41 protein-coding genes are annotated in these 25,807 nt (G+C 57.8%); 40 read left to right on the top strand and 1 reads right to left on the bottom strand.

From position 1 onward, the window contains the following. Positions 1–117: 117 nt before the first annotated feature. The 22 genes from BS300_RS20475 (at position 118) to BS300_RS21310 (ending at position 10,989) form a co-directional block, all read left to right on the top strand. Positions 118–336, top strand: coding sequence for a helix-turn-helix transcriptional regulator (locus BS300_RS20475; RefSeq protein WP_071915022.1), 219 nt, complete (start codon positions 118–120; stop codon positions 334–336). Next, entirely contained in the window at positions 333–740 is a 408-nt protein-coding gene (locus BS300_RS20470) for a hypothetical protein (protein ID WP_071915020.1), read from the top strand. The genes BS300_RS20475 and BS300_RS20470 overlap by 4 nt, the downstream gene beginning before the upstream one ends. Then, positions 740–967, top strand: a complete 228-nt coding sequence (locus BS300_RS20465; RefSeq protein WP_071915018.1) for a hypothetical protein — start codon at positions 740–742, stop codon at positions 965–967. The genes BS300_RS20470 and BS300_RS20465 overlap by 1 nt, the downstream gene beginning before the upstream one ends. Further along, positions 964–1,380 carry a hypothetical protein gene (locus tag BS300_RS20460; protein WP_071915016.1) on the top strand — a complete coding sequence of 139 codons (417 nt, stop codon included), beginning with the start codon at positions 964–966 and terminating at the stop codon, positions 1,378–1,380. Before BS300_RS20465 ends, BS300_RS20460 begins: the two co-directional genes overlap by 4 nt. Before the next feature lie 4 nt (positions 1,381–1,384). After that, the gene (locus BS300_RS21315; protein WP_158025289.1) at positions 1,385–1,525 is read left to right on the top strand and encodes a hypothetical protein; all 141 of its coding nucleotides are present in this window, start codon (positions 1,385–1,387) and stop codon (positions 1,523–1,525) included. Then, the gene (locus BS300_RS20455; RefSeq protein ID WP_071915014.1) at positions 1,522–1,950 is read left to right on the top strand and encodes a hypothetical protein; all 429 of its coding nucleotides are present in this window, start codon (positions 1,522–1,524) and stop codon (positions 1,948–1,950) included. Before BS300_RS21315 ends, BS300_RS20455 begins: the two co-directional genes overlap by 4 nt. Positions 1,951–2,236: 286 nt before the next feature. Further along, complete coding sequence (locus BS300_RS20445; RefSeq protein ID WP_071915010.1) at positions 2,237–3,448, top strand: site-specific integrase; 1,212 nt, start codon at positions 2,237–2,239, stop codon at positions 3,446–3,448. A gap of 130 nt (positions 3,449–3,578) precedes the next feature. Continuing rightward, positions 3,579–3,866, top strand: coding sequence for a hypothetical protein (locus tag BS300_RS20440; RefSeq protein WP_065392515.1), 288 nt, complete (start codon positions 3,579–3,581; stop codon positions 3,864–3,866). Between the two features lie 47 nt (positions 3,867–3,913). Continuing rightward, positions 3,914–4,327: a hypothetical protein gene (locus BS300_RS20435; protein WP_071915007.1), complete on the top strand. Its 414-nt coding sequence runs from the start codon at positions 3,914–3,916 to the stop codon at positions 4,325–4,327. 15 nt (positions 4,328–4,342) lie between these two features. Continuing rightward, positions 4,343–5,197, top strand: coding sequence for a hypothetical protein (locus BS300_RS20430; RefSeq protein ID WP_071915005.1), 855 nt, complete (start codon positions 4,343–4,345; stop codon positions 5,195–5,197). A gap of 11 nt (positions 5,198–5,208) precedes the next feature. Then, positions 5,209–5,502, top strand: coding sequence for a hypothetical protein (locus BS300_RS20425; protein WP_071915002.1), 294 nt, complete (start codon positions 5,209–5,211; stop codon positions 5,500–5,502). Positions 5,503–5,519: 17 nt separating this feature from the next. Continuing rightward, entirely contained in the window at positions 5,520–5,753 is a 234-nt protein-coding gene (locus tag BS300_RS20420) for a hypothetical protein (protein ID WP_071915000.1), read from the top strand. Then, positions 5,750–6,559, top strand: coding sequence for an HNH endonuclease signature motif containing protein (locus tag BS300_RS20415; protein WP_083593565.1), 810 nt, complete (start codon positions 5,750–5,752; stop codon positions 6,557–6,559). Before BS300_RS20420 ends, BS300_RS20415 begins: the two co-directional genes overlap by 4 nt. A 16-nt stretch (positions 6,560–6,575) precedes the next feature. Then, positions 6,576–7,001, top strand: coding sequence for a hypothetical protein (locus tag BS300_RS20410; RefSeq protein ID WP_071914998.1), 426 nt, complete (start codon positions 6,576–6,578; stop codon positions 6,999–7,001). Between the two features lie 4 nt (positions 7,002–7,005). Then, positions 7,006–7,272, top strand: a complete 267-nt coding sequence (locus BS300_RS20405; protein WP_071914996.1) for a hypothetical protein — start codon at positions 7,006–7,008, stop codon at positions 7,270–7,272. Positions 7,273–7,706: 434 nt separating this feature from the next. After that, positions 7,707–8,003 (top strand): hypothetical protein, encoded by a 297-nt coding sequence (locus tag BS300_RS20400; RefSeq protein ID WP_071914994.1) that lies wholly within the window; start codon positions 7,707–7,709, stop codon positions 8,001–8,003. 102 nt (positions 8,004–8,105) lie between these two features. Further along, entirely contained in the window at positions 8,106–8,768 is a 663-nt protein-coding gene (locus tag BS300_RS20395; protein WP_071914992.1) for a tyrosine-type recombinase/integrase, read from the top strand. A gap of 107 nt (positions 8,769–8,875) precedes the next feature. After that, positions 8,876–9,463, top strand: a complete 588-nt coding sequence (locus BS300_RS20390; RefSeq protein WP_071914991.1) for a hypothetical protein — start codon at positions 8,876–8,878, stop codon at positions 9,461–9,463. A gap of 383 nt (positions 9,464–9,846) precedes the next feature. Beyond that, on the top strand, positions 9,847–10,257 hold the full coding sequence (locus tag BS300_RS20375) for a hypothetical protein (RefSeq protein WP_143241869.1): 411 nt from the start codon (positions 9,847–9,849) through the stop codon (positions 10,255–10,257). Between the two features lie 20 nt (positions 10,258–10,277). Further along, positions 10,278–10,490 (top strand): hypothetical protein, encoded by a 213-nt coding sequence (locus tag BS300_RS20370; RefSeq protein ID WP_071914981.1) that lies wholly within the window; start codon positions 10,278–10,280, stop codon positions 10,488–10,490. A gap of 11 nt (positions 10,491–10,501) precedes the next feature. Beyond that, a complete protein-coding gene (locus BS300_RS20365; RefSeq protein ID WP_071914979.1) occupies positions 10,502–10,762 on the top strand; it encodes a hypothetical protein in 261 nt (86 codons plus the stop codon). Between the two features lie 65 nt (positions 10,763–10,827). Continuing rightward, a complete protein-coding gene (locus BS300_RS21310; RefSeq protein WP_158025288.1) occupies positions 10,828–10,989 on the top strand; it encodes a hypothetical protein in 162 nt (53 codons plus the stop codon). Here BS300_RS21310 and BS300_RS20360 read toward each other — a convergent pair. Continuing rightward, positions 10,986–11,723: a LuxR family transcriptional regulator gene (locus tag BS300_RS20360; protein ID WP_071914977.1), complete on the bottom strand. Its 738-nt coding sequence runs from the start codon at positions 11,721–11,723 to the stop codon at positions 10,986–10,988. The two genes, BS300_RS21310 and BS300_RS20360, sit on opposite strands and share 4 nt — an antisense overlap. 374 nt (positions 11,724–12,097) lie before the next feature. Here BS300_RS20360 and BS300_RS20355 point away from each other — a divergent pair, with 374 nt between their 5' ends. The 18 genes from BS300_RS20355 to BS300_RS21260 all read left to right on the top strand — a co-directional run. After that, on the top strand, positions 12,098–12,334 hold the full coding sequence (locus BS300_RS20355; RefSeq protein ID WP_071914975.1) for a hypothetical protein: 237 nt from the start codon (positions 12,098–12,100) through the stop codon (positions 12,332–12,334). Next, entirely contained in the window at positions 12,331–12,780 is a 450-nt protein-coding gene (locus BS300_RS20350) for a hypothetical protein (RefSeq protein ID WP_204378249.1), read from the top strand. The genes BS300_RS20355 and BS300_RS20350 overlap by 4 nt, the downstream gene beginning before the upstream one ends. Before the next feature lie 206 nt (positions 12,781–12,986). Beyond that, the gene (locus tag BS300_RS20345) at positions 12,987–13,232 is read left to right on the top strand and encodes a hypothetical protein (RefSeq protein ID WP_071914973.1); all 246 of its coding nucleotides are present in this window, start codon (positions 12,987–12,989) and stop codon (positions 13,230–13,232) included. Between the two features lie 421 nt (positions 13,233–13,653). After that, positions 13,654–14,190 (top strand): terminase small subunit, encoded by a 537-nt coding sequence (locus BS300_RS20340; protein ID WP_071914971.1) that lies wholly within the window; start codon positions 13,654–13,656, stop codon positions 14,188–14,190. 70 nt (positions 14,191–14,260) lie between these two features. Next, complete coding sequence (locus tag BS300_RS20335) at positions 14,261–16,108, top strand: terminase gpA endonuclease subunit (RefSeq protein WP_071914969.1); 1,848 nt, start codon at positions 14,261–14,263, stop codon at positions 16,106–16,108. Then, positions 16,105–16,314 carry a hypothetical protein gene (locus BS300_RS20330; protein WP_083593563.1) on the top strand — a complete coding sequence of 70 codons (210 nt, stop codon included), beginning with the start codon at positions 16,105–16,107 and terminating at the stop codon, positions 16,312–16,314. The genes BS300_RS20335 and BS300_RS20330 overlap by 4 nt, the downstream gene beginning before the upstream one ends. Beyond that, positions 16,311–17,873 carry a phage portal protein gene (locus tag BS300_RS20325; RefSeq protein WP_071914967.1) on the top strand — a complete coding sequence of 521 codons (1,563 nt, stop codon included), beginning with the start codon at positions 16,311–16,313 and terminating at the stop codon, positions 17,871–17,873. Before BS300_RS20330 ends, BS300_RS20325 begins: the two co-directional genes overlap by 4 nt. After that, positions 17,785–19,902, top strand: coding sequence for a ClpP-like prohead protease/major capsid protein fusion protein (locus tag BS300_RS20320; protein WP_239693848.1), 2,118 nt, complete (start codon positions 17,785–17,787; stop codon positions 19,900–19,902). Before BS300_RS20325 ends, BS300_RS20320 begins: the two co-directional genes overlap by 89 nt. A 57-nt stretch (positions 19,903–19,959) precedes the next feature. Next, the gene (locus BS300_RS20315) at positions 19,960–20,277 is read left to right on the top strand and encodes a capsid cement protein (protein WP_071914965.1); all 318 of its coding nucleotides are present in this window, start codon (positions 19,960–19,962) and stop codon (positions 20,275–20,277) included. Positions 20,278–20,330: 53 nt separating this feature from the next. Next, positions 20,331–20,666, top strand: a complete 336-nt coding sequence (locus BS300_RS20310) for a hypothetical protein (protein ID WP_143241868.1) — start codon at positions 20,331–20,333, stop codon at positions 20,664–20,666. A 13-nt stretch (positions 20,667–20,679) separates the two neighbouring features. Further along, positions 20,680–21,309, top strand: a complete 630-nt coding sequence (locus BS300_RS20305; RefSeq protein WP_143241867.1) for a phage tail protein — start codon at positions 20,680–20,682, stop codon at positions 21,307–21,309. 8 nt (positions 21,310–21,317) lie between these two features. Beyond that, on the top strand, positions 21,318–21,890 hold the full coding sequence (locus BS300_RS20300; RefSeq protein ID WP_071914960.1) for a hypothetical protein: 573 nt from the start codon (positions 21,318–21,320) through the stop codon (positions 21,888–21,890). 2 nt (positions 21,891–21,892) lie between these two features. Next, a complete protein-coding gene (locus tag BS300_RS20295; RefSeq protein ID WP_071914958.1) occupies positions 21,893–22,453 on the top strand; it encodes a phage baseplate assembly protein V in 561 nt (186 codons plus the stop codon). Positions 22,454–22,463: 10 nt separating this feature from the next. After that, on the top strand, positions 22,464–22,796 hold the full coding sequence (locus tag BS300_RS20290) for a hypothetical protein (RefSeq protein WP_071914956.1): 333 nt from the start codon (positions 22,464–22,466) through the stop codon (positions 22,794–22,796). Next, on the top strand, positions 22,793–23,806 hold the full coding sequence (locus BS300_RS20285; protein WP_071914954.1) for a baseplate J/gp47 family protein: 1,014 nt from the start codon (positions 22,793–22,795) through the stop codon (positions 23,804–23,806). Before BS300_RS20290 ends, BS300_RS20285 begins: the two co-directional genes overlap by 4 nt. Next, positions 23,799–24,407, top strand: coding sequence for a phage tail protein (locus BS300_RS20280; RefSeq protein ID WP_071914952.1), 609 nt, complete (start codon positions 23,799–23,801; stop codon positions 24,405–24,407). Before BS300_RS20285 ends, BS300_RS20280 begins: the two co-directional genes overlap by 8 nt. Further along, a complete protein-coding gene (locus BS300_RS20275) occupies positions 24,400–25,464 on the top strand; it encodes a phage tail protein (RefSeq protein ID WP_071914950.1) in 1,065 nt (354 codons plus the stop codon). Before BS300_RS20280 ends, BS300_RS20275 begins: the two co-directional genes overlap by 8 nt. A gap of 30 nt (positions 25,465–25,494) precedes the next feature. Continuing rightward, a partial coding sequence (locus BS300_RS21260) for a tail fiber assembly protein (RefSeq protein ID WP_158025287.1) occupies positions 25,495–25,807 on the top strand: 313 nt, incomplete at its 3' end.

Here is a 25,807-nt window from a genome sequence, read left to right as displayed (position 1 = left end):
TGTTCTACATAGTGTAGCACTCACAGTGCCATAGTACATAGATTGCAGCACAGCTAGTGCCATTCCGTTTCCCCGTGCTATTATCTGCTACAGTTAGTAGCGGAAATGGGGTTATTGATGACATTTAGTGACGCGATTCGGGGGCAGTGGCCAGCCGCCTCGATGGCAGAGACACAGAGACAGGCCGCCGCTGCGATGGGGTTGTCATTCTCGCAGGTTCAAAAGCTGTGCCGTGGCGCTCGTATCCCCGGCACAAAGTCACTGGTCGCCATCAAGAAGCATCTCCCCGACTTCAATATGAGCAGCCTGATCCCCGGTGAGGAGATCAGCCAATGATCATCGCTATCGTTTCCCCATCTGCTGACGTGCAAGAGGCTTATATCCACAAAGTGATGGCGGCCAGTTCTCGCTGCTATCGCTTCTCTGTTCAGGGTCGCAAAGCCAGTGACCGTGAGGGGGTATTGCTCGAGGCGCTGCGCCGCGATGCGAGCAATGCCTCTCTGACAACAATGGTGCCGGTGACGTCTCAAGAGGAGGTTTCCGCAATCCGGTTGATGGGGGGCTTTGTTGGTCACGTCTACGGCTTGGCCCATGACCATATAAAGATAGAAAAAGCTGACCTGATCCTGGCCAACCCCTCTTCCATCAAGCAGAAGGCTGGACATATACCCCCTCATGAGCTGTGCAGTGAGCTGAGAACCAGTCTGCTGGCCCAGCGAGATCGCATCGGGAGGTCGTGATGTTTATCGACTACTACCGCGCAGACCCTGCTGATATCGCCATGAATATGACCTGCCAGTTAAAGGCCGGCCAACTCATCTCAAATGTGAAGAGGGGAAAGATAACCAGGGAGAAGGTTCAGCTTGAGATAGAAAACCATCCAGAAGCTGAGCGGGAGTGCCTACGTGCCTGGTGCAACCACTATCGCAGAGTGGCGGTTATGTATGGGGAGATGGCAGATAAATGACTCTCTCAGACGCTCTCGATTCATGGGCCATGTGGGCCTATAGCGGCCAATTAATGCCGCTGCAGTCAGTTGGCCAGACCGGCAAGGTTATGGAGATGCTGGCGCTAGGGGTGACTGGCCCTGGCCACAATGGCGCATCAAAAACCACCACATCATCAGACCTCATCGAGGCAACCATCGAGGCAGCCGTGATGCGCCTTGCTGCGTCTGGCCCTATCGGTGAGAAGCGGGCCGCTGTATTGCGGGCCGAGTACCTGCTCCCCGTTCGTGATGCTAACCGCGCCCAGGAGGTGCGGGCCATCACGCTCAAGATCCCGCTGCGGACATACAAGCGCAACCTTGCTGCGGCTAGGGATTACGTCATGGCTGCGTTGGAGGCGCAGTCATCCATTCCACGCATTGTAAGAGGATGACGTGATGAACAGCAAAAAAGTGAAGAGTTACGAGAGTGACACCAAGGCAATGCCTGCCCTCAAGCGTCGGCAGGCATTGCGTTCTCGACTTGACGATATCGAGTACCTCAAGGCCAGAAATCTGACCGATGGCGATATCAAATGAGCAGCCTTGAGGATATTGCCAACGGCCGCAAGCGCCAGAAGAAAGAAAAAACGAAGGAACAGCGTGAGCTAGAGAAGCAGCAAAACCGAGCACGGGTAGCAAAGAGCAGAGCGAAAGCAGCTGCGCAGGCGGCCCAGTTCGTACCAGGTGAGGCATGCAGTGTGCTGATCAAGCTCGATGCGTCTGACTCAAAGGCGCTGGGTGAAGGGATGCGCTGGCGGGCGCTCTGGTCTGCCAAGGCATATGACCTGAGCGAGTACGTCCAGATGCTGATCATTCGTGACAAGCAGGCGCTGGCTGAGCAGCTGGAGCGGATCCCGCCGTGCCGAAAATGCGGCGCTCGGCTGCCGGATAGCTGCAACCGCCTCCACTACGGTGAGGAGGCTTGCGTTTTGACATACTTTGGAAAGGGGCTGGCACTATGAGATTGAGTCATAAAAGGAAGGTTGCCAACAAGCGTTCTGTGGCTGCCAAGGGGTGGGCTAAGGTGGTGCGAGCCCGCCATATATTCCGTGAGGTTTTCAGAGCTGCAGCGCTCGCTGTCGCGGCTGATTGGTCTCGCGCTTTGGAGAGTGAGACACCTGTCTTGCCGGTCTATGCCGATAAGCCAAAGCCATCTCTTATCGCTCGAGGCATCTCCCTGGTGAAATGGGCGTTTAGCCGCCTCAAGGCTGCCGGTGAGGCTCAACGTAATCTGCTGCAGGGTCGGCAATGACCTGCAGCCCCAAGTGCATTACCGCCAAGCTGACTGACGCCGAGATCCGGCGTCAGTCAGAGAACCCCCTCTGCCGCGAGTTGAAAGACCCGCGCTATCCGGTGTTGCTGCGCTATCACAAGGCCCGTGACCGGGCCTCTTATATCTATGTCGGTCATCACAATGGCCAGCCTAGATGGCGTAAGCTGGCCACCTGGCCGGTTACCCCGGCCGATGCCTTTTTCAAAGAGATGCCCCGCCTTATCGCCTCGGTCGTGGCTACCCCTGACGCTCACGAGAAGATCGGGGAGTGGGCCACGTTCGGCCAGATGCTGCGCTGGTATCTGGAGCGGGTGAAGGGGGATCGCCGCCTCTCCCGTAGCCGGCGGGATGGCATCACCAGCCAGATCCGCCGGCAGTTGCTCCCCATCTGGGGAGAGAAGCCGCTGGCGCTGAGCCGCTGCGCCATTGATGAGACCGTGATGAGTTGGCAAGCGAGCTACCAGCTCGAGACGGTGCGCGGGGGATACAGCCTGCTGCGCTCGATCATCAAACTGGCCTTGACCCTGACCCTGCTCGATGCCGACCCCCTTCTCGGGCTGCGCTTTTGCGAGATCGTGCCGACCCGTTCCCGCATCACTGCTGGCCGCCTGCGCCCCAGTCATGCCCCTGCCGTGCTGGCCTCTCTGCCAGCCGCAAACGTACCGGCCAGGGCGCTCTGCCTGCTGATGTTGCTGCATGGCACCCGTATCGGCGAGACCCGACGCGCCGCCTGGCGTGACTTCGATCTGGTTGGTGATGGGGCGATGTGGCACATCCCGGGTAGTACCACCAAAAACGGCTGTGATCACACCCTGCCGCTTACCCCCGTTGCTGTGGAGCTGCTGACATCCTATCGCCGCTGGCAGCAGGCCAACGGCTACCAGGGTGTTTACCTGTTCCCTCATCGCATCGGACAACTGTCAGCCAGGGAGGCTACGCGCTGGGTAGCTGCCGTCTCTGACCGTCAGTGGCGAGCCCACGACCTGCGCAAGCTGGCCCGCACTCGCTGGACGGAGCAGCGCACCGACTATCACATCGGTGAGGCCCTGCTCAATCACAGCCCTGGCAAGCTGGCCAAGACCTATGTGCAGAGCGACCTACTCGACCTGATGCGGGCGGCCCTTGTCACCTATCACGCCTGGCTTGCAACCCATGCAAACGGCATTAATGGTATTAATGTAATATGATTTAAATATAAAAATAATATTAAAATGATTGACGGTTAGGCGGAATCCGCCTAATATTGCTCTCAACGGTGGCACACAGAAAGCCACTCGAATTCAGAGGCGGCTAGTTGATGCCACCGATGGAAACGAGATGAGACTGAGTGATGTAGCGACCATCAAGACCCACTATCCCGAGGCTGATTTCTGGCTAGTGCGTCGAGGCTCTTTAAAAACCTGCGGCCAGCCAACTCGGGAATACAACCCGGAACACATCGGCGTAAAGGTCACCCGAACGGACATCCTCCTGCCGGATTACCTCTACTACTGCATGATGTGGCTTCACCAGTCGAAACGCTGGGAGGCGCTGGCCACGGGCACATTGAGCCTGGTCAATATCAAGGTCTCTGACGTTCGAACCATCGAGCTGTCACCGAGATAATCCCGGGGGCGAAAGCCCCCGGCATATCGGCCAGCAAAGGAGAGAGTATGAAAATCGAGTTACCCGGACTTGCTGAACAGCAATTGATGGTTTTCCTGGCATCTCAGAAAGAGGCCATGGCGACCATGAACAAAAACCTGGATGCCAAGGTGATGAGAGCGCCGTTGGCGGTAGATGAGAACGCTTACCCACGTACTCACCTGCTGCGTGAGCGGGAGGGGTGGGAGCCGCCACACAAGGATCTGGTGGCTGCCTACTTCCAGCAATTTAAGGAGCTGTTCGGTTATGGCTCTGACAAGGAAATGGCCGAGTTGCTCGGCTTGTCGAGTGATAGGAGGGTACGGGAGTTCAAGCAAGGCAAAAGTACCGTCCCCTATGGTGTGTGGCGCCGCTTCCTGGTGATGACCGGGAGGGCCCCGCAAGATGTGATCCCCGTTCTCGGGGTGGTTGTAAACAAGTAATCAGAGAGTAATCAAATGAGCACGACTAATCGCACCGTCGAAGCCCTTGAAAACGCCCAGCCGCATGAGCTGCTGAGTGCCTTTGTTGTTCGATTCAATGACCTGACCGGCCAACTGGATGACGTGTCACAGGAGCGGGATGAGCTGTCTATTCAGACCTCCGCCCAGCATACCAAGATCCTCGACCTGCAGGCCCGCATTGCTGACCTTGAGAAGGAGAATGATCTCTGCCGCTCTGCCGCGCTTGAGGCCGAACGCATTGCCCATAACATCATTGCCCTCAAGGGGGAGAAAACCCGCCTGCAGGAGCAGCTGGCTCAACTGCAGCAGGTGCTCGCCTCATATGGTGGCGTGGCTGGTCTCAAGAAGCTAAAGGAGCAGGTTAAACGCCTGCAGGATGGCAACGCAGATAAAGAGGCCCGCTTGCGCCAGCTGCAGCAGGATAACAGCAAGTACCGCCACGACCTCACGGCCACTCAGCGCCAGACGATCGAGGCTCACTCCAAGATAGACGAGCTGCAGCGTCAGCTTGCCCACGACACCGGCAGCGGCCTTTATCACAACGGTGAGCATCACCTGATCATCTGGCCGCAAAAAACCAAGCTGCAGCGCGAGGATGGCAGCACCTTCGAGGGTCGCTCGCTGCTCTATATGCACCAGTCCGGCCGTGCCGCGCTGTTCTACTACAACGAGCAGGATGGCACCGTGCTGGCCCAGTCACCAAAAGGCGGACTGAAACCGAGTGCGGCCACCCAGGAGTTCGCCCATAACTGGCTGTTCAAGGTCAACAGCCTGCAGGGTGGGGTGGTGCATCCTGCGGATATGGAACCGGTCGATTACAACGGCTACTCAAGCCAGCAAGCAGCGTGATGGGGTGACCTATGCAACAGCATGAATCGCACCTTGATGATGAGATGGCGGGCCCTGCCGCCCTGGCAGAACAGCCTCCCCGCAATCGACTGATGCTCCAGTTTGATGCTTGCCTGCGGGAGTTTGACTCAGCAGGTGGCGAGGCGAGAGGTTCCCGCGATGTTGTTCGTGAGCTGCTGGCCCTTGGCGCCATCCGCCAGCTCTATTGGCTTCTGTGCGCAGATGGCTGCACCAGCGAGGCCGCCACGGTGGCGACTTGGTGGGAGCAAACCGCTCCCCTTCATCGCCTTGGCACAACCATCTGAGTTAGGGACGACACAGCATGAAAAACAAACTTACTGACCTGAATAATCACCTCTTTGCCCAGCTTGAGCGCCTCGGCGATGAGAGCCTTGATTCGGAGAAGCTCAAGGATGAGATCGCCAGAAGCAAGGCCATCACCGCCGTATCGAGCCAGATTGTCAACAACGCTCGCCTGGCCCTCGATGCGCAGATCGCTGTGCGAGACCTGCAGCTGGGGAACCGTCTGCCATCGATGCTGGAGGCAAAGCCATGAGCCGTTTTGTCTATACATCCGAGCAGCTCAACTTTCTGGCAGAGACCTTCAAAGAGTGCAGCCTGGAAGATACCACCTCGATGTTTAACTTCGTGTTCGGCACTGCCAAGACGCAGACCGAGATACGTGCATGCATCAAGAACAACGGCTTTACCTGCGGCCGCAAGCCTGGCAACAGCAAGGGCCAGCTGCGGCTGTTCAACCAGACGCAACGGGATTGGATTGAACGCAAGTACCAGGATCTGTCTATCTGCGAGCTCACCCCGCTGTTCAATGCCGAGTTTGCCACCGCTATGACCGAGGCCCAGATCCGGGCCTTTATCAAGAATCATGGCATCAAGAGCGGCCGAACCGGCCAGTTTGCCAAGGGGTCGGCCCCTTGGAATGCCGGTCTCAAGGGGTACGACCCGGGCGGAAAATCAGCCCTTACCCGCTTCAAGAAAGGGGGGGGGCCGGTTAACCATCGCCCGGTTGGCAGCGAGAGGGTCACTGTTGATGGGTATATCGAGATCAAGGTCGCCGAGCCGGCCAGCTGGGATCTCAAACATCGGGTGGTATGGGAGCGCGAGCACGGCCCCATCCCGCCGAGTCATGTGATCTGGTTCTACGACAATGACCCGACCAATTGCGAACCGGAAAACCTGATGCTGGTTACCCGGGCTGAACATGCGGTGGTCAGCAAGCTGGGGCTGCACCACGCCACCGGCGAGTTAAAGCAAACCACCAGGTTGATCGCTGGCGTGGCCATGGCCAGAACCAGCAGTCGCAAGAAGCTGCGGGAGTCCCGCCGCCCCAGAGCCGCTTGATAGAGGAAATCACGACATGACACAACAAACAGTAATTACCGCCGTTCCTGTAGTGCGTGACCAGCTTGGGTTCTGGACTCACCCGGCATTTGGCACCCCGTCCGATGAGCGAACAGATGATGAAGTGCGTGCCTGGCTATCATCCATGGGTATGGATGAGTTGCGCTGGTCTTTCATGTACGAAGATGCGCCGGAGGATGTGGTCGAGGCGTATTTCGCTCGTGAGACTGAGGGCGATTGCTCAGCTTGGGAGCCTGAGACCCCAGCCGGCAAAGCGTGGGTGATGTTGTCAATCCACGATACAGAGGATGGCCCTGTTTGCCTGTGGGGCCGCCCAGACCAAAAGCAGCATGAGTGGGATGATTCGCTCAAGCGTTGCGTGAAATGTGGGGATAAGGACTGGTTTGCCGGCTCTGTCTGCGAAGGGAAAATGGGGGAGTAACACGATGGAAAGGCGAATCGGTATTTTTGAAGTGCCTTCAGTCCTGTTCTGGCCGTCTCATTATGCGGAGATGGCTGTCATCCAGAAGGATTTGATCGTGCTGCACATCGAGAGCAACTTTTGCAGCAACAAGGCGAAAGTATTTGCCGCTCACCCTGAATTTGATGAGGTCGGCGAGGGGGCAATTACCCCGTATTACGAGCTGGTAATGGAACGAGGTGATGATGGTGTCATCGCTTCCGTCTCTTTCAGAAGGAGTGAAAACGCATGATATCTGATCGCACATGTAACCTTATCGCCGCTGCCATCTTTATCGGCATCGTGCTTTATGCCCAGTTCGCTTGAGGAACTGCTGCAGGCCAGACGTGAGCGCAAGTGCGCTCATGTCTTCTCTGGCGGCCATATGGGCCAGCGGGATGAAACAGGCCAGCTTGATTGGCCATGCTGTCGCTGTGGCAAGGTGTACCACTTTGAGTATGGCTTGCAGGCCGGCAGCGTTGGCATCATCACCGGCCCGTGGTTTCGTGCCAGAGGGGCAGGGATAACGCCCTGCTTCTACCCGCCCAGTCCATCCCCCATCCTGCTGGCTCTGCGCAAGGCCAGCGCATTTTTTACACACAGCTAGTCAGGCCGCTTCTCCACTGATTCTGTGGATAAGAGGCCCGCTGCTATGAGTGAGGATCTGCAATGCAACATGAACCCGTTATGGCCACGGATAAGGTCATCCAGGTAGTTGATCGGTTCTCCCGCAAGTGCCAGCACAACAAGTTTATCCTCGACGACCAGCTCGGGCATGTGAAGTGCGGCATCTGTGGTGAGCAGCTTAACCCGATGTGGGTGATCCAGCGGTTCGCCGACAGTGAGCACCGCCTGTTTCGCCACCTTGAGCAGCTGCGCAACTTGGTTGAGGTCACCAAGAACAAAACCCGCTGCAAGTGTGAGCACTGTGGCAAGGTGACCCGGATTGCCACCGAGCGCGAGGTCAACAAAGCGTTCGTCTAACTTTCCGTGAACAACAGGACATAATTGAGACAGGGGCCTTGATGGCCCCCTCTTTTTGCTATAGTCTCTATGTCTAGTGATTCATTTCGAGATTAAACATAGATGCAAAAGGCGATAGTTGTAGAGGATGCCCAGCTCGCCCACGCCGTGGCGGTGGCTCGGGCATCGAGCAAGGAGAATGGATCCCGGGATGCTGCCCTGCTCCTTTGCTTCTTTGGCACGGGCATGAAGCCAGCTGAGTTATCGCAGTTGCTGGTCAGCGACTACCTATCACCTGCAGGTGAGCCTCTGGCCGAGACAGTGGTGAGGGCCGAGATTGCTTTCAATGGTCGCGCCCGCCCGCTGTGCTGGGTGAATCAGAAGCTGATTAAGGCAGTGGATGAGCATTTGGCTGACCGGATCCGGCGTGGTCATGGCATCACTGGCCAGGTGACCGCATACCGTGGGCTAGACCCCCGCAGTGCTCTGTTTGTTTCTGGCCGTAACGGCCTGCCGTTGAAGCTGACGAGAGTGGAGCGGGGCGGGCGGGTGAGCTATCGGGCCGACCAGTTGACGGCCCTGATAAGCCGCCTGTTTGCTCAGGCAGGGGTTGAGGGGGCAACCTCTCAATCTGGCCGCCGAACTCTGGCGGTGAAGTTGAAGCGCCAAGGCATTGATGAGCGGCATATCGGGGAGATCCTTGGCATGACCAGCATCAAGGCAATCAAGACCCTGTGCGACACCGATCCTGTGCGCCTGGGTGATCTGATAAGGCGAGTAGTTTGAAGTGAGACGGGGCCAGGTGGCCGCTACCAACGAACCCACCCAGCCCCTTGCCAGCGGAACGAGTTAACCGCTGGCACCGGCATTAAACCAAAAACGAGAGGCAATTTATGCAAGTCGATGTGATAAATCAGCTAGCAGTAGAGATATTCGAGCAAAACCGAGAAATAGGTTGGTGGGATGACCTTGATAGATGCCCGTTCCAGACCCTTCAACTGGTTAATACCGAGATTGCCGAGGCTACAGAGGGCGATAGAAAAGGGTTGATGGATGACCACTTGCCGAACCGGAAAATGGCGGAGGTTGAGCTGGCCGATACCATGATCAGGGCGCTGGATTTTGCTGGTCGCTATGGTTGGCGTTTTTCTCCAAGACTGACTGTTGACCGAGATTCATACCTTGGCACGTTCGTCCACATGGTGACAGGCCACACCACCATGGCAGTCAAACACCTGGGTTTAACAGGCATCAACTGCCTGCTGGCATCGAAACTTTGGGGTAACGAAATCCACGATATGGGGCATCGCATCCTGCGCCAGCCAGTTGAATATGACTTCCTGATCGATATGTGTCTGACGGTAGCAGAGGCTTACCATTTCGACATCGAGGGGGCCATTCGTGAAAAGCTGGCCTATAACGCCAAGCGGGCAGACCACAAGCGAGAAAATCGAACCCTTTCTGGTGGCAAGACTTATTAGAGGAAAAAATCATGTGCAACTGTCAGACGATGGCCCGCGACCTGTCCGAAACGCAAGATGGCCGCTTCCCTCCAAGTCTCCACGCCCCACGCTGCGAGGACTTCAAACAGTTCGAGTTCTCCCGCATAACGTGCGATATGGGGTGTTTCATCGTCCCTGCAGATGAGCAGCCAGGGGTATGTGAGAACCTTGATGAGCCATATCAGGTTGAAACCGTGATGCTCACTCAAGACCAGTTCGAGAAGCTTCCTGAGTATGATGGGTAAGACGATGGCCAAGACCTACCGCTTTCATAAGTGGGGATCCCTTTGGTGGAGTGATGGATTGCCGGTGTATATCGGCGGCAAGGAAATCACCCCTCACGGTTGGGTGTGGTGGTTCCCATGGAACTGGGTTCTGTTCGTGGCGCTGCTCCTGATAAAGGCTGTCATGGTGCCATATCGAAAACTGATCAAGAGATAGAGGAAAAAATGAAAGATTCAGCTGAAAAGGTATTGCAAATGATTAATGAGCATACCGACAAAATAAAGGTAGCGCTTTCTGATGAAAGCAAGACTTCATCCAGACGTAACCAAGAAATGACCTTTAGCATGGGATTTCTATATGGATTAATCGCCGTATTAGATGAAGATGACCTGCTTTCAATTCCAGAAAATGAGCGTTCTTCCTTGAGGGATGAGGCTGTTAGGTCAGCTCAAATTATAGGTGAGTGGGCTTCCGCGTATCGCCAGCTGCAAGCCAGTGAATCCCTGAGTGATAACGCCATGCCAAGCCAAGCTTCAAAGCTGAACTGATCGAGGAAAAGAGCGTGGATATGACTGATCAAGAGTGGATGGCTGTGACACTGGCCATAACGATGATGAAAGGTGTGCAGAAATACAAAGACATGGGTCAGTTGGTAAAGGCGCAGTATGAAACTGCCCATGATGTTGATAGGAACGAGTTTATTTCTGCCTCGTTAAGTGAGGTGGATGCTGCCATTCAACTTCTTACCTCTGCAAAAAATAAACTAGAAGCTGGTAAATAAGGGGATATGACATGGGAAAGGTGTTTAACGATTTGGTAGAGAAGGCCGTTACCGATGCGCCCGCTTGCCGGATTGCCGTCTATCCTCGCCAGCATGGCTGGGTATCAGAGCGGGTTCAGCTTGAGCTCGCCGACTCACAAGCCCAGCTGGGCGAGACGACCCCAAGCCGTGGCGGGGGTCATTACCTGGTGGATGGTATCACCGCCGAAGAGGCCGCCAAGGAGGCCCGCAGGTTGCGCGGCAAACCAGTCGAAATCGTCCGTATCGAATAGCCCGCATCAGCGGGCTTTTTGATACCCGGCTATCATCAGATCATGGCATCTATGGAGCTGTCGCCATGATTGAATCATCCCATCTCGGTATTCCTGCCGATGACCCGATAAACCTATCAAACGGTGAGCTCAGCGCCCTGCTGCTCGCAGCGCTCGATGCGATACCTGACACCCTTCGCCCTTTGGTCAATGAGGCCGCGTTGCGGCTGGCCGAGGCGCCTGATTAACCCCTTTGATGGTCGATCACCGTTGTTTTGTCCAGGGTGATCGCCACCTCTCCAGATTGAACGGCCCTTGCTACCGCTTGAAACCGGTTTGTTGCCCCGAGCTTTCTGCAGGCTTGCTTGAGGTGATAGTTAACCGTTCGTTCCGGGATCTCCATGATGATCCCTATCTCCTCAGACCGTTTTCCTTCACTGACCCAAAACAGGCATTCCCGCTCGGCCCCGTTGAGGGTTCGCTTATCGTCAGGCCGGCATAGCCTGAGCACGGCCTCAAGCACGAACGGCACGACCAGCGCGAGCTCTCCAGCCTTTTCGATATAGAGCCCGGGATGGTGTTTCTCGGTGATGAAGCTGAGAACGCCGCGCTCGCCGCGTGGCCCATGCAGTGGGTAGGAGACACCCGAGCGCAGCCCGAATCCTGCCGCTTCATCCATCACTGTCATGGCCCGCTCATCCGCTCGTAGCTCTGACCAGCGAATTGGGGTGAGTTGTACCTGGGCGGCAGCAATGACAGGGTCAACAGCGATAAGGCCGAGGCGGTTGTATCTGTCTATCCATTCAGGCGGGCAGCTGTTGAAGATGCGAACCAGCGGCCTCTGGTGGCTAAGCGGAATGATGATGGCGAGGCGGTAATAGTCAAAGCCAAGGCCCCTGACTATCCGCTCAACTTTTGCCGCGAGTTCGTCAGGATGACGGACGGATTGGAGTGAGTGCAAGGTTTCAAACAGGTTTAGCATCCTAGAGGGCTCCTGCAGCCGAAAATGAGCGCCGCCACCCTTAGACCATCCCTAGATCCAAAGTTTGTTGACAGGCCGCGCTATGCGAGACAGGGCGCAGCCTACAGGCGTTTTTGTGCCTTCACCAGAGAAGAGAAGGCAACCCCTGTTTTTGCCGTTACATTTCGTTTTTTGCTGCTGTGTGTAATGGTGATCTAAGTCTCAAAAGCTACAGTTAGTAGAAAAAAGTTACAGATAGTGTTGTTTTGTGTGGCCCTCCGATGTACCTTTCTCGTCATGGTGGTGTAGTTGCAGCCGCCATTCTCGTCCCAATGCTCTTTATCCCAGAGCGCTCTAGGCCCATCTCGCTGATGGGCCTTTTTTTATGGTGCCTTATGCTCGATCTGCTCCACCGCCATGCCGGCCAGTGCATCGCCTACGGCGGTGGAATCTTGGTTAGCCTCTGGTCTAAGGCGGTATCTGCCGCCGAAAAGCTTCCTGACATTCCTATCCCTGAGCTTGCCATCAATGATGTGGTCGGCATCGGGGGTCTTTTGGTCATCACCGGCCGCTTGTTCTTCGACATCTTCGTTTACCTGGACAAGCGCAAACAGCGCAAAGAGGAGGAATGATGGCAAAGCTGTTCCATCAGCTGCGTGGCCTGCGCAACAACAACCCCGGCAATATCGACTATCACGCATCCAACCCGTGGCAAGGGCTGGACAAGGACAAGCCGAGTGATGGCCGGTTCTGCCGGTTTATCAGTCCAGAGTACGGCATCCGGGCAATGGCTCGGGTTCTCAAGAACTACACCAAGCGGGATGGCCTGCCTGGTGTCGGAGGCCCCGGGATCGACACGGTGCGGGAAGTCATCAACCGTTGGGCGCCGCCCAGTGAGAACGTGACCTCCGCCTATGTCGATCAAGTGGCCAAGGCGTTGGGCGTCAAGCCTGACACTCCCATCAACATCGCCGACAGGGCGGTGATGCTCTTGCTTGTCGAGTCCATCATCAAGCATGAGAACGGCATCCAGCCGTATAGTGCCGAGCTGCTCCTGACCGGCATTGATATGGCGTGAGGTAAGCATGGGTGAATTGAATATTGCTGAGCTGCTGCACCAGGTGTTTGGCCCCGGTGCGTTGCAGTGGATTGCTGTTGTTGGTGTCTGTTTGGTGGTGTGGTCGCAACTGCGAGCCGCCATCCCGCAGGCGTTCTGGGAGAAGCTGCCCCGGCCAGTGCTGGCCGTGCTGGATGTGCTGGCGGCGAACTGGGGGAGTGCGAAGAATGGATCCGGTACTGACCAGCGCCTTGACCCGGCTCGCCCTGCTGGTAGCCGAGCAAATCCAAAGCTCCCGTGAGGCGGCCTATTATGCCGAGCAGGACACCAGGCGGGAGCAGGCGAAAGCGGCTCCCGCTGCTGCCTTTGCTGGCCTCTTCGGCCCTGCTGCTGGGGTGTACGTCCCCGGCACCAGCGCCGAACGCCAGCTGCTACACCACGCCCCCGAGGCTGGTGTGGATGACCAGCCCTGATGGGTGGGTGCATTTGCCCCCTGATTCCCAAGCCGAGCTGGCGAACTGGATTACAGATGTACGCGAGTGCATCAAGCAATGAGTACCGAGGCGCTGACTGACCGGCGACCAAGCAGCATCAGACATGATTGAACCTTTGGGCTCGACTGTGATGCCAGCGCCTCACCTAACGCAAAGGCATGAACTCCTTAACCTTGACGGACAGCGAGGGAGGGGAACCAACCTGGTGGAGTTCATGCCTTTGTGAGTGGCTGGCCAATGCTAGCGCCTTGCGGGTTCGCTCGCCCTAAGCAGCAGCGGCCTACCACCACAACCACCCCCTGGGTGAAAGGTACTCCCCCGGCCCCCCGGGCCACACGGGTCGGAATACCCGCATGATTTCACTACATATGAAACCCCAAGAAGTGAGGTTGTTGTTTTCATGTCAGAGCCATCAGACAAGGATCGCCCTGCGCCTGGCTGGCTGAAAAAATCCGACATGGCTGCAAGCCTGGGGATCTCGGTGCAAGCCTTTGATAAGTGGGGAGTTAAGCCAGTAAAAAAGATCGGGCGCAACGTTTATTTTGATGTGCGCTCGGTTGTGGATAACCGGATCGAGAACGCGATCCAAAAACACCAACCAACAGATCCTCAAGACATGGATGAGGATCAGTTGGACTACCAGCGCTGGCGCCTCACCAAGGAGCAAGCCGACAAGGCCGAGCGCGAGAACCGGATCGCCGAGCGCCATCAGGTGCCTACCGAGTTTGCAACGTTCGCGCTGTCGAAGATTGCCGCCAAGATTTCCAGCTTGTTCGATACCATCCCGCTAACGATGCGCCGCCGCTACCCAGAGTTGCAGACCAAGCACATCGAAGGAATCCAGCGCGAATTAGTGGAGGCTAGCAATAAGGCGGCTTCACTGGGTGATTTGCTGCCGGAGTTACTGGATGAATATATCGACAGCGCAAGTAAGTAGCCTGGCGGCCGCAGTAAAGCTGGGTTTGTCTGCTCTGCAAAAGCCTCCGGTGCAGACTGCTGACGAGTGGATGAATGAAGAATATTACTTGTCGGTCGAGGGGTCATATCAGGAGGGGAAGTGGAAATCACTGCCGTTCCAGGTGGCCATCATCAACGCGATGGCCAATGACGACATTCGAGAGGTCAACTTCGTCAAGTCGGCGCGGGTCGGTTACACCAAGATGCTGCTCGGTGTGGCCGCTTACCTGCTGGAGCACAAAAAGCGCAACGGGCTGATCTGGCATCCCACTGATGGTGATGCTGAAAAGTTCGTCAAAAAGCACGTTGATCCCATGATCCGTGATGTCCCCAGACTAAAGGCGCTCGCGCCCTGGTATGGGAAGAAGCACAAAGACAACACGCTGGAGCTCAAGCGGTTCGCCAACGGGCGAGGGTTAGAGATCCGGGGTGGTAAAGCAGCTGCAAACTACCGAGAAGCCTCTCCCGACTTCGGTATCTATGACGAGCTGGCCGCATTCGATGCTGACATCGACCACGAGGGTTCGCCCACGTTCCTCGGTGACAAGCGGATGGAGGGCTCGACCCACCCCAAATCAATCCGTGGTTCTACCCCAAAGATTGCGGGGCAGTGCCAGATAGAGCGGGCGGCCAGCGAATCGCAGCACCTGATGCGTTATCACGTTAAGTGCCCACATTGCCATGCCGAGCAGTACCTCAAGTGGGGCGGCCCCGATGCCGAGTTCGGCATCAAGTGGGACGGTAACAACCACAACTCGGCGTTCTATCTGTGCGAGGCAAATGGCTGCGCCATTCGTCAGCATGAGATGGATTACGAGACGGTGGAACGCTGGATCTGTGAGCGCACCGGCATCTGGACGCGGGATTCCATCGACTGGTTCGACAGTGACGACCAGCCGATCCCGCCGCCCGAGTCGGTGACCTTCCATATCTGGACGGCCTACAGCCCGCTTACGACATGGGTGCGCATTGTCTCCGACTTCCTCAAAGCGAAGGATGACCAGGGCAAGCTCAAGACGTTCGTTAACACCACGCTGGGCGAGACCTGGGAAGAGGAGACCGGCGAGAAACTGGAGTGGGAGGCGCTCGCCGCCCGCCGCGAGGTATGGCCGCACCCCGTCCCTGACGGAGTGCTCTATATCACTGTCGGGGCAGATACCCAGGATGACCGCTTCGAGTTCGAGATCACCGGCTGGGGCGTGGGGGAGGAGCACTGGGTGCTCGACTACCAGCGCCTGTACGGCAACCTCGGGCACACCGAGATCTGGGATCGCCTGCACGAGCAGTTCTCGCGCCAGTTTATCAAAGCCAACGGTGAGGTGATGGATATCGGCCTGGTTCTGATTGACTCGGGTGGTCACTACACCGACGAGGTCTATCAGTTCTGCCGCCGCAACCCGCGCAAATACATCCCTATCAAGGGGGCCACGGTGATGGGCAAACCCATCATCACCTTCCCGCGCAAGAAAAACAGGCAGGGTGTTTACCTGTCAGAGGTCGGCACCGACACCGCCAAGGACGTCATCTACGCTCGCCTGGCAGATGTTCCTGCATCGCTATCTGGGCCGCTGCCTGGTTACCGGCACCACCCTGTCGCTGAGTGGGCGGATGAGATCTATTTCAAGGGGCTGACCTGTGAGCGCAAGCGGCTGGAGTTTATCAAGGGCCGCCGCGTCTATCGCTGGGTTAACCCATCCGGCGCCCGCAACGAACCAACCGACTGCGCCGGTTACTCACTGGCCGCCGTGCGCCTTGGTGTCCAGCACAAAGGCTGGCGCCTGGTTGCCAGAGAGCGCCCCACCACCATCAACCAATCCGCGCCAGTCAAAAGGCCGCCACCCAATAAAACTGGCGGCGGAAACAGCTGGCTCGGCACCAAATCAGGAGGCTGGCTGTGAAGCTGAGCGATATCGACAGCATGATCGAGCTGTACCTGCAGGCCGAGCGGGATCTGCTGGCCGGCAAGGTGGTTACTTTTCAGGGGCGCACCGTTACCTCTGAAAATCTCGCCGAGATCCGCCGTGGCCGGCAAGAGTGGGAGACACGGCGCACCAATGCGGCCTCTCCCCGCCGGTCTCCGTTTGCATTGGCGAGGTTCTCATGAGCGCACTGAACAAGCTGCTCGGGTTTATCTCGCCAGGGTGGGCCGCAGATCGCGCCCGCGCTCGTCTGCGCCTGATGGCGTATGAGGCGGCTATGCCGTCCAGAACCCATCAGGCCAAGCGGGAACGACGCGGGGCTAACGTGGCGGTTCAGCAGTCTGCGATAAGCTTGCGCGAGCAAGCGAGATCGTTGGACGAAAACCACGACATCGTGATTGGTCTCCTCGACAAGATGGAGGAGCGAATTGTCGGCGCCAAGGGCATCCAGATTGAACCGCAGCCCCGCTCTGTCGATGGCCAGTTGCTTGATGCGCTGGCCAAGGATATCCGCCGGCGATGGGCTGCATGGTCACTCAAGCCTGAAACCACCGGCACATTCACCCGCCCAGCCATGGAGCGGCTGGTCTGTCGTACCTGGTTGCGGGATGGCGAAGTGTTTGGCCGCCGCCTGCTTGGCACGATCAAGGGATATCAGCATCACTCGGATACCCCCTTTTCGGTTGAGGTGCTGGAGCCTGATTTCATCCCGTTCGACATGAGCAGCATAGCGGATGGGGTGAGGCAGGGTATCAAGCTCGATGACTGGCGCCGCCCGAAATCCTACTTTGTGATGTTCGATCACCCCGGCGAGATGCAGGGCTATCGCTATCGCACCAAGGAGATCGACGCCAGCGAGATGTATCACCTGGCGCTGCGCAAGCGCCTGCATCAGTTGCGCGGCGTGTCGCTGCTGCACGGGGTAATCACCCGTCTGGCGGATCTCAAGTCGGTGGAGGAGGCAGAGCGCGTTGCTGCTCGCATCAGTGCATCGCTCGCCTTTTTCATCAAGAAAGAGGACCCACAGGGATATAGCCCGCCGCCAGATGGCTCGCCGCCGGAAGAGAAGCGGATGATTGATATCTCCCCCGGTATGACATTTGACGATCTTCGCCCCGGTGAGGATGTCGGGGTTATCCAGTCAAACCGGCCAAATACTGCCCTGAATATCTGGCGAGCTGGCCAGCTGCGCTCATCTTGCGCCGGCACCCGCAGCCAGTATTCCAGCGTGGCCCGCGACTATGACGGCACCTATTCAGCCCAGCGGCAGGAGCTGGTCGAGGGGTGGGAAGGTTTCGCCGTGCTGCAGGATGAGTTCGTGGCCCGCTGGTCTCGTCCCGTGTTTCGGGACTGGCTGCTGGCCGAGACCCTGCGCAGCAAAGACCCGCTCAAGCTCCCGCCTGAGCTGGATATGAAAACCCTGTTTGATGCCATCTATCTGGCGCCAGTCATGCCATGGATTGACCCTGAGCGTGAGGCTAAAGGATGGCGGGCAATCATTCGGGGCGGCGCTGGAACAGAAACCGAGTGGATCCGCGCTCGCAACAAAAACCCTGACGAGGTTCGCGATCAGCGGGTTTCAGAGCTGGAGTGGGCCAAGCAACACAACATCGTCACTGATACCAACCCGGCCAATGACCCAGGAGCACAACCCAGTGAAAACCAACCCCCTGACAGCGGCGATCCATACCGCGCTGATGCCAGCGCGAGCGGCGGCCGCCAGCGAACAACCCGCAGCCGATAACCAGAGCAACCGCAGCTGGTACACCATCAACGCCCTGTCAGCCCCGGAGCCAACCGTCGAGATCTACATCTACGACGTGATCGGCTACTGGGGTATATCTGCCCAGCAATTCATCACGGATTGCAAGGCTGCCGGTGTGTTTAGTGCCAAGCAAATCAGACTGCACATTCACAGCCCTGGCGGTGATGTGATGGACGGTTTTGCCATCTACAACACCCTGGCCCGCCTCACCTGCAAAATCGACATCTGGAACGATGGCATGGCAGCCAGCATGGCCTCTGTGATCCTCTGCCTGCCCAATGCCACCGTGCATATGCCGAGCAATGCCTGGGTGATGATTCATAAACCATGGTCTGGCTCGGTCGGCAACGCTGACGATTTGCGAGATACAGCCGACTGGCTAGACCGCAACGAGGCGCTGTTGCTCAACGCCTACGAGAAGAAAACCGGCAAGCCCCGCGAGGAGCTGGCCGCGCTACTGTCGGCAGAAACCTGGCTCGATGGCCATCAGGCTAAAGAGCTCGGCTTTGTCGATGTTCTGGAAGAGCCGATCTCGGCAGCCGCCTACGTTAACGAGAACAAAATGAAAGACTTCAACTCTATCCCGACCCCGGCCCGAGCGATGTTCGGCGCCAATGCAAACGCCGGCGCTACAGCACCCGCGCCGGCTAATCCCGCCCCTGTCGCTGCTGTGACTGTGCCCGCGCCCGCGCCGTCCGCTCCTGCAGGCGATGATCCTGTTGCGGCCTTCAAGCTGCAGGAGCAGGCCCGCCGCAACGACATTCAGGATCTGTTTGCCCTGACCGGCGGCCGCTTCCCTGAGCTGCAGGCTGAGTGCCTGGCAAACATGGATATTTCTGCCGCCGCCGCCAAAGAGAAGATCAAGGCGGCGCTGGGCAATCCGGCCAGCCAATCCGGCCCGTTGGGTTCCACCGTGCATATCCACGCTGGCAACGGCAACCTGATTGGTGACTCCGTTCGCGCCTCCCTGCTGGCCCGTTGCGGTCATGCACAGGCCGAGTCTGATAACCGCTATGGTGGTTACAACCTGCGCGAGCTGGCGCGAGCCTCTCTCGAGGGTCGTGGTATTTCGACCGGCGGCTTGACTCCGATGGCATTCGTGGGGATGGCCTTCACCCATACCAGTTCTGACTTTGGCAAGATCCTGCTGGATGTGGCCAACAAGTCGGTGTTGCAGGGTTGGGAGAGTGCCGAAGAGACCTTCGACAAGTGGACGCGCAAGGGCACGCTGACCGATTTCAAAGTGGCCAACCGCATTGGCATCAGCGATATCCCCAGCCTGCGCCGTGTCCGTGAAGGGGCTGAGTACAAGCATGTCACCCTGAATGACACTGGCGCCACCATCCAGCTGGCAACCTACGGCGAGCTGTTCTCCATCACTCGTCAGGCCATCATCAACGATGACCTCCATATGCTGACTGAGTTGCCAAAGCTGTTCGGTGCGGCTGCCCGTGGCACCATCGGCGATCTGGTCTATGCGGTGCTGACCGGCAACGTCAAGATGCCGGATGGTAAAACGCTGTTCCACGCCGATCACAAAAACCTGCTGACCGGTGCAGACTCTGCCATGGCGATCAAGGCGCTCTCTGCCGCCAAGACCCTGATGCGCAGCCAGAAGGCGCTCGGCGTCAATGACAAGCCGGGCCGTGCCCTCAACATCCGCCCGGGCTTTGTCCTGGCGCCGGTTGAGCTGGAAGATACTGCGGCCCAGCTGATCAACAGCTCCTCCGTTCCTGGTGCCGATGCCAACTCCGGTATCAGCAACCCGCTCAAAGGGTTCGCTGAGGTGATCGGCGAGCCGCGCCTCTCCGATGCCAGCGCCACTGAGTGGTATCTGGCCGCCAAGGGTGGCGACACTATCGAGGTTGCCTACCTGGATGGCATGGATACCCCGTGGATTGAGCAGCAGGAAGGCTTCACCGTTGACGGCGTGACCACCAAAGTACGCATCGACGCGGGTGTTTCTGCTCTCGACTATCGCGGCCTGGTCAAGTCGAGCGGCAAGTAATGGGAGTGGCCCGCCATCTGGCGGGCCATCTTTTTGGCAAAAAACAGGAATAACAACATGGCAAAGAATTTTGTTTGTGCCGGTAATCAGATGGCGTTTATCGCCCCGGAAGGCGGCGTATTTTCTGGCAAGCCGATCAAGATGGGCTCTCTGACGGTTGTCCCGCTGGAGACCGCTGCCGCTGGCGTAGAGTTCACCGGCGCCTTGTCCGGTGTCTGGTCTCTCCCCTGCGATACAACGCTGACTGCTGTCGGTACTGCCGTCAAGTGGGATGGCGCCAAGCTGGTCGCGGACACCACCAAGGATGCGGACGACTTCGGCAAGCTGGTAAGCAGCGGTGCCGGCGGTTACGCCGAAGCTCTGCTGGTTCAGTAATGAGCCGCTTTGATCGCCTTACAGTCCGGCTTGATGCGCGGGTTAACCGGGCTATGGCATCCCCTTATACCCTGCTGCTCAAAAGCGGTGCCAGTATGGAGATTGCGGCCATCTGGGACACAAGCCAGCAGGAGGCGAAGGTGCCCACTGGCAGCAGCAACCCTCGCGGGGTGCGCGTGGCCAGCGAGCAAGGGGTGCTGACGGTTCTGCAAAACCGGCTGCGCCGGGAGGATGTGATGGGGGCAGAAGTTGAGACCCCGCTCGGCACCCGTTGGGTTGTGGATCTCGACTACACCGACGCCACCACGACTGTGCTGATGCTTGGCTTGGCCGGTGACGCCAACCTGCCTGCTGGATCCGGCCCCCGTTTTAGCAAGACCACCATATGAGGTGACGGCTGTGATGTACCTGTTTATCGACGATGCAGACCTCGCAGCCGTCATCGACCAGTTCGCTGACCTTGACCCGAAGGCGATCCCGCTTGCTTTCAACCGGGCTATGAGGCGGACTGAACAGAGCGTTATGTCGCAATCACGCAAGGTGTTGCAGCAAGAGCTGGCGCTGCGCAACCAGAAGTCGGTCAAGGCCCGTGTCAGAACCTATATCCGCCCTGCAGCGTCAGATATGGCGGAAATGAAGTTCTGGTTCGGGATGAACGACCTGAGCCCCAACGCATTCAAGGGAACCCCGAAGAAAACCCGGGGCGGCCTGATGTTCAGGGGCAGTTATTACGACAAGGCGTTCGTCAGTGTGCGCAGGGGCCGCAAGGTCTATATGCAACGCGAGACAGACCAACGATACCCGGTAACCAAACTGACTATCCCGATCCCTGACGACATCATCGTCAAGATCGAGGATGAGGTGCTGGAGCGAATGCCGGATATTTTCCTGCGCCACTTCGAGACAGACCTGCGCGGTCGAGCCAATAGCATTTACTGGGATGGCTTTTTTGACCGCAAAGGCAACGGCAGCGCCCGCAGTGCAGGCAACAGCATCATGAGTTCAAGCAAGGCCCCTCGCGGCGCCAGATAGGGTTTCCCATGAAATACGACATCACCACCCCCAGCCAGTATCACGCTGCTCTGGTTGAGCGGCTGCGCGCCAATCTGGTCGATGGGTTGGCCATCGAGGCATACGACGAGTGGGGAAAGGTGGAGATCACCGCCCCGACCATCCTGCTCCAGTGGGAGGATGAACACCCTGGCCAGCGCCAGAACGATGGCCGCTATAACCACCAGTACATGATCACCGCCCACTGCATCATCCCGAAGGGGCAACCAAACGCGCTGCTGCAGGCGCTGGACCTGGCCGCCGAGGTTGAGCGTCTGCTGGAGCGGCGAGCCCTGTTCAAGGAGCCGGCGGCAGAAGCTGGCAAGCCTGACGTACTGCTCGTCAGTTCGGATCAGGTCGGCATGCCGCAGATACAGGTCAACGGTGACACCAGCTGGCTGCTCGGTATAGATGGGGTGGAATCGCGGGGGGTTCAGTGGCTGCAGCCCCTTTACCTCGGCCGGTCTTTATCTGATGGGCCTGGCGAAATTCGACGTGGCATCTCTGTTGCCATTAACCCGGTGAACCCTGACGACCCTAACTCCTATCATCCGGTGGGGTGATCATGATTGAACAGCTGATATCCAGCATGCTCGCTCCTCTGATGGATAGGATCTCCGATATTGAAGCTGAGCTGGAGACCGGCGCCCGCCGTGGGCGCAATGCCATTCAGATGGGGACGGTGACCAAAGTCGTCGGCCAGCGAGTGGTGATCGCCATCGGCAAGGCCAGAACCCCGCCGATCAAGTGGTTTGCCTGCGCGGCAGGCGATGTGATCGAGTGGCGAACACCCAGCGTTGGCGAGCTGGCGCTGGTGCTCAACTATGGCTCCGGCGACCGCAACACCAGCTCGATTGCGTTGGTCGGCATCCCCTCTGACCAGTTCCCTCTCCCATCCAGTGACCAGAACAAGGTCATCAGAAAGATTGGCGCCCTTGGTATGGAAGAGTGGGACAAGGAGACCGGCAAGCTGACAGTCACCGCGCCTGGCGGGGTCGAGTTCGTTACCAATGAGGTTCACTCGACGGGTGAAATGAGCGACGCCACCCGCTCAATGAGTGCAGACCGCAATATCTACAATGACCACGACCACGGCGGCGGCCCCAAAACATCCCAGAAACAGTAAGCGAGGCCACATGCTCGGAATGGACAGACGAACGGGCCGCTTTATCAGCGGCACGGAGCAACTGGCCAGCCGGCTGCTCCAGGTATTCACCACACCCCGCGCTGCGAGAGCCAGGCGCCGGCTATTTGGCAGCGATGTGCCTGATGCGCTGGCCCGCCTGACGAATCAGGCACTTGTGCTGCAGGTCAAAGCCGCGATGTTTGACGCCATGTTGGAGCCAGCTAACGGCGTGCTCGATTTCAAGGCTACCCGCATCCAGTTTGAAATCGTCAGCGATGGCCTGCATGCCCATATCGACGGCAGCTGGCAAGGCGCAGATATCACCGTAAGAGTCCCTCTATGACCAATAGCGTATTTAACCCCAGAGTTGACCGCATCCCCGAGCCTGATGTGCTGAAAGTGGACGGGTTCGAGCAGGTGCTGGCCGCTATCAAGGGGATCATCCTTGAACGGGTGATGGCCATGAGACCTGACGATACCAGCGCGGTTGCCGAGACGCTGGAGAACGATGCCGAGCTGGCCAGCATCATCGCCCAGGCATGCGCCATGGTGGTGGTGAACCGCGAACGGCGCCTGAATGAGAAGATTCGCCAGATCCTGATGCTGTGGGCGAAGGGAACCAACCTTGATGCCCGCGCTGCCGATTTCGGCCTTACTCGGCAGGTGATAAAGAAAGGCAACCCAAGCGCTTTTCCGCCCATTCCCGACGAGATGGAATCGGACGTAGACCTGCTGACCCGCTGCCTGCTGGCACCGTTCGGATTTGCGACCACCGGTTCCGAGCTGGCCTACCGCTTCCACCTGATGACGCTGGGCGACAAGCCGACCATCACGGTCACCTCTCCTCAGCCTAACCGGGTGGTGATGACCTACGACTTTCCGACAGGCTCCCGCTCTGGCGAGGTGAAGGATGGCCGCGCCAAGATGGCCAAGGCAGAGTCTGGTCTGGTTGATTGCTGGCTGCTGGCAAGAGCAGGGGATGGTACGCCGTCAGATGATTTGCTGGCGTATGCAAATGCCTACATGAAACGGCCATCTATCTCGCTCGCATCGGATGTGGTGACAGTAAAGAAACCGACCATTCGCCCCTATCAGATCAGGATGAAGCTCCATGGCAGCAACTCCCCAGGTGGCCTCATCAACCCGGCACCCATCAAGGCCGAGCTGGAGGTCTATGCCGAAGGTGCTCGCCAGCTGGAGGGAGTGATCGACCCTGGCCGCCTCTACGCCATTGCCCATGGCCACCAGACAGTGAAACGGGTCGAGTTGCTTGAGCCACTCGCCCCGTTGACCTGTGCCGTGAGCGAAGCTCCCTACTGCACCGGGGTAACGGTTGAGGTGGTTTATGACTGACAGCATCCAGCCAGATAACCGCAGCGCCCTGCAGATGGCCATCGAGCAGGCGCTGGATCAGATGATTGGCGAGGTGGATGCCAAGGCACCACTTCCTCAGCTGTTTGATGGCCTTAAAACCCCGGAGCAGTTCCTGCCATCGCTCGCTATCGAGCGTGGGGTATCTGACTGGTCTGCCAGTGACACCCTCATGGCCAAGCGAAAAACAACGGCCGGCGCGCTCCCGCTGCAGTCCCTCTCATGCTCGCTTGAGGGAATCACCAGGGCGGTGACCGATATCGGATTTTCCTGCTCTGTGCGTCGCGTCAGACCCTTCGTGATCGAGGTGGAAGCTGGCCTTGAGTCAGGCAGCTTGACTGCCGAGCTGAGCCAGCGAGTGTCTCGCCGAGTGGCGACCTACAAAGCAGCCAGAGACAGCGTGGATATACGGCTGGTCAGAAGTGCCGATGTGACGGCAGGTGTGGCCGTTTACGCAGAAACAGGGGTCATCTCTGACTGTGTGCCGTTCAAGGCGCAACCATCAGACAGCCTCTTTTATCCCGGCCTGGCTATTCAGGCAGAAACATACGTAATTTCAGACAGTGAGGCATATCGTGGCTGATTTTAGAGGCTATGTAACATCAGCTGGTCAGCAGTTTGAATCGCTGGCCAAGCAGATGAAATACCCGGTCACCATAGGGTTTATCGAAATCGGTGACGGAAAACTCCCGGACAGCGAAAGCCCCATCACCAGGACTCGCCTGATCAATCCGTTAAAGCAGTTCCCTGCCATCGTAGAGCAGGACGATAAGAACCCTGGTGAGTGGGTAGCAACCTGCTACATCCCCGCCGATGATGCGATCAACGGCGCGGGCTACATGATCCGTGAAATAGGCTGCAAGCTCATCGATCAGGGGAACGGGATCCTGTATGCCTATCGGCGGGTCAGCGATGATTGGAAGCCGGTCGATTCAAGTGGCGAGGCAAAGAGCTTTATCTACAAGCTGCGGTTTATCCCATCCAACGGCGAGCTGCTCACCCCGACCATCGATCCTTCTGTGGTACTTGTCAGCAAGGAGGAGCTGGCCAGGGTTATGAAGGCACACGAGGCCAGCCGCAACCACCCAGACGCCAGCGAACAGCTCAAGGGCTTCACCCGCCTTGCCAGCCAGGATGAAACGAATGACTCCACTGCAGCGAGCGCGGCAGCAGTGGTTACGGTAAAAACTCTGTGGGGATGGGTGATTCAGGCAAGCGAGTCTTTGCGTGGAATGCTCAAGGTAGCAACGCAACAGCAGGTTGAAGCGGGCAGCGCCGATGATGTCGCACTAACACCAAAAAAAGCCAAGCATGGATTTTCTATGGTAGCAACGACCGGAGCAATGGCGCTTCGTCTCCCGTCGTGGCTGGGTGGGTGGTTAATACAGGGAGGCATGGGAGCGCCTTCTGGTGGGTTCACCACGATAACCTTTCCCATCTCGTACCCAGCTGCTGATAGCTATGTCGCCATGTTCGGTCATCTCCAATCATCCTCTCCAACGGGTCTGCAATCCACCGTTATTGACGACCAGACTAGGGTGGCGGGCTCATTCAGGTGTAGGCAGCTCTACTTGGATTCAAACGGAATTGCTAGCGGTGCGAATGGTTTCTTCTGGTTTACATTCGGGAAGGGGGTTTGATTGATGCAGCGATATACTTGGTCACCATCTATGGCGTCATTTAACGCTTCTCAACCTGATGATGTTGAAGTATCTAAAGAGCAGTTCGATAGGCTTTTTGATGGGCAGTCAAAGGGCCTGCGCATCGTCAACTCCCCTGACGGCATGCCAACTCTGGCCGAACCTGAGCAGCCTTCTGCTGAATCGGTGGCACAGATGGAGAAATCGCGCCGTATGTCGGTAGCAACCCAGCAAATCTCCATCTTGAAACCCGCCGTCGACGGCGGCTACGCCAAGCCGGAGCACACCCAACTGCTGGCCGACTGGCAACGCTGCCGCTACGAGCTGACGCTGGTGCCAGAAC

Source organism: Aeromonas sp. SCS5, assembly GCF_001887375.1.
GTDB classification, from domain to species: Bacteria; Pseudomonadota; Gammaproteobacteria; order Enterobacterales; family Aeromonadaceae; genus Aeromonas; species Aeromonas jandaei.
Note: the sequence above shows the minus strand (reverse complement) of the source record. Positions and strands in the feature narration are given on the sequence as shown.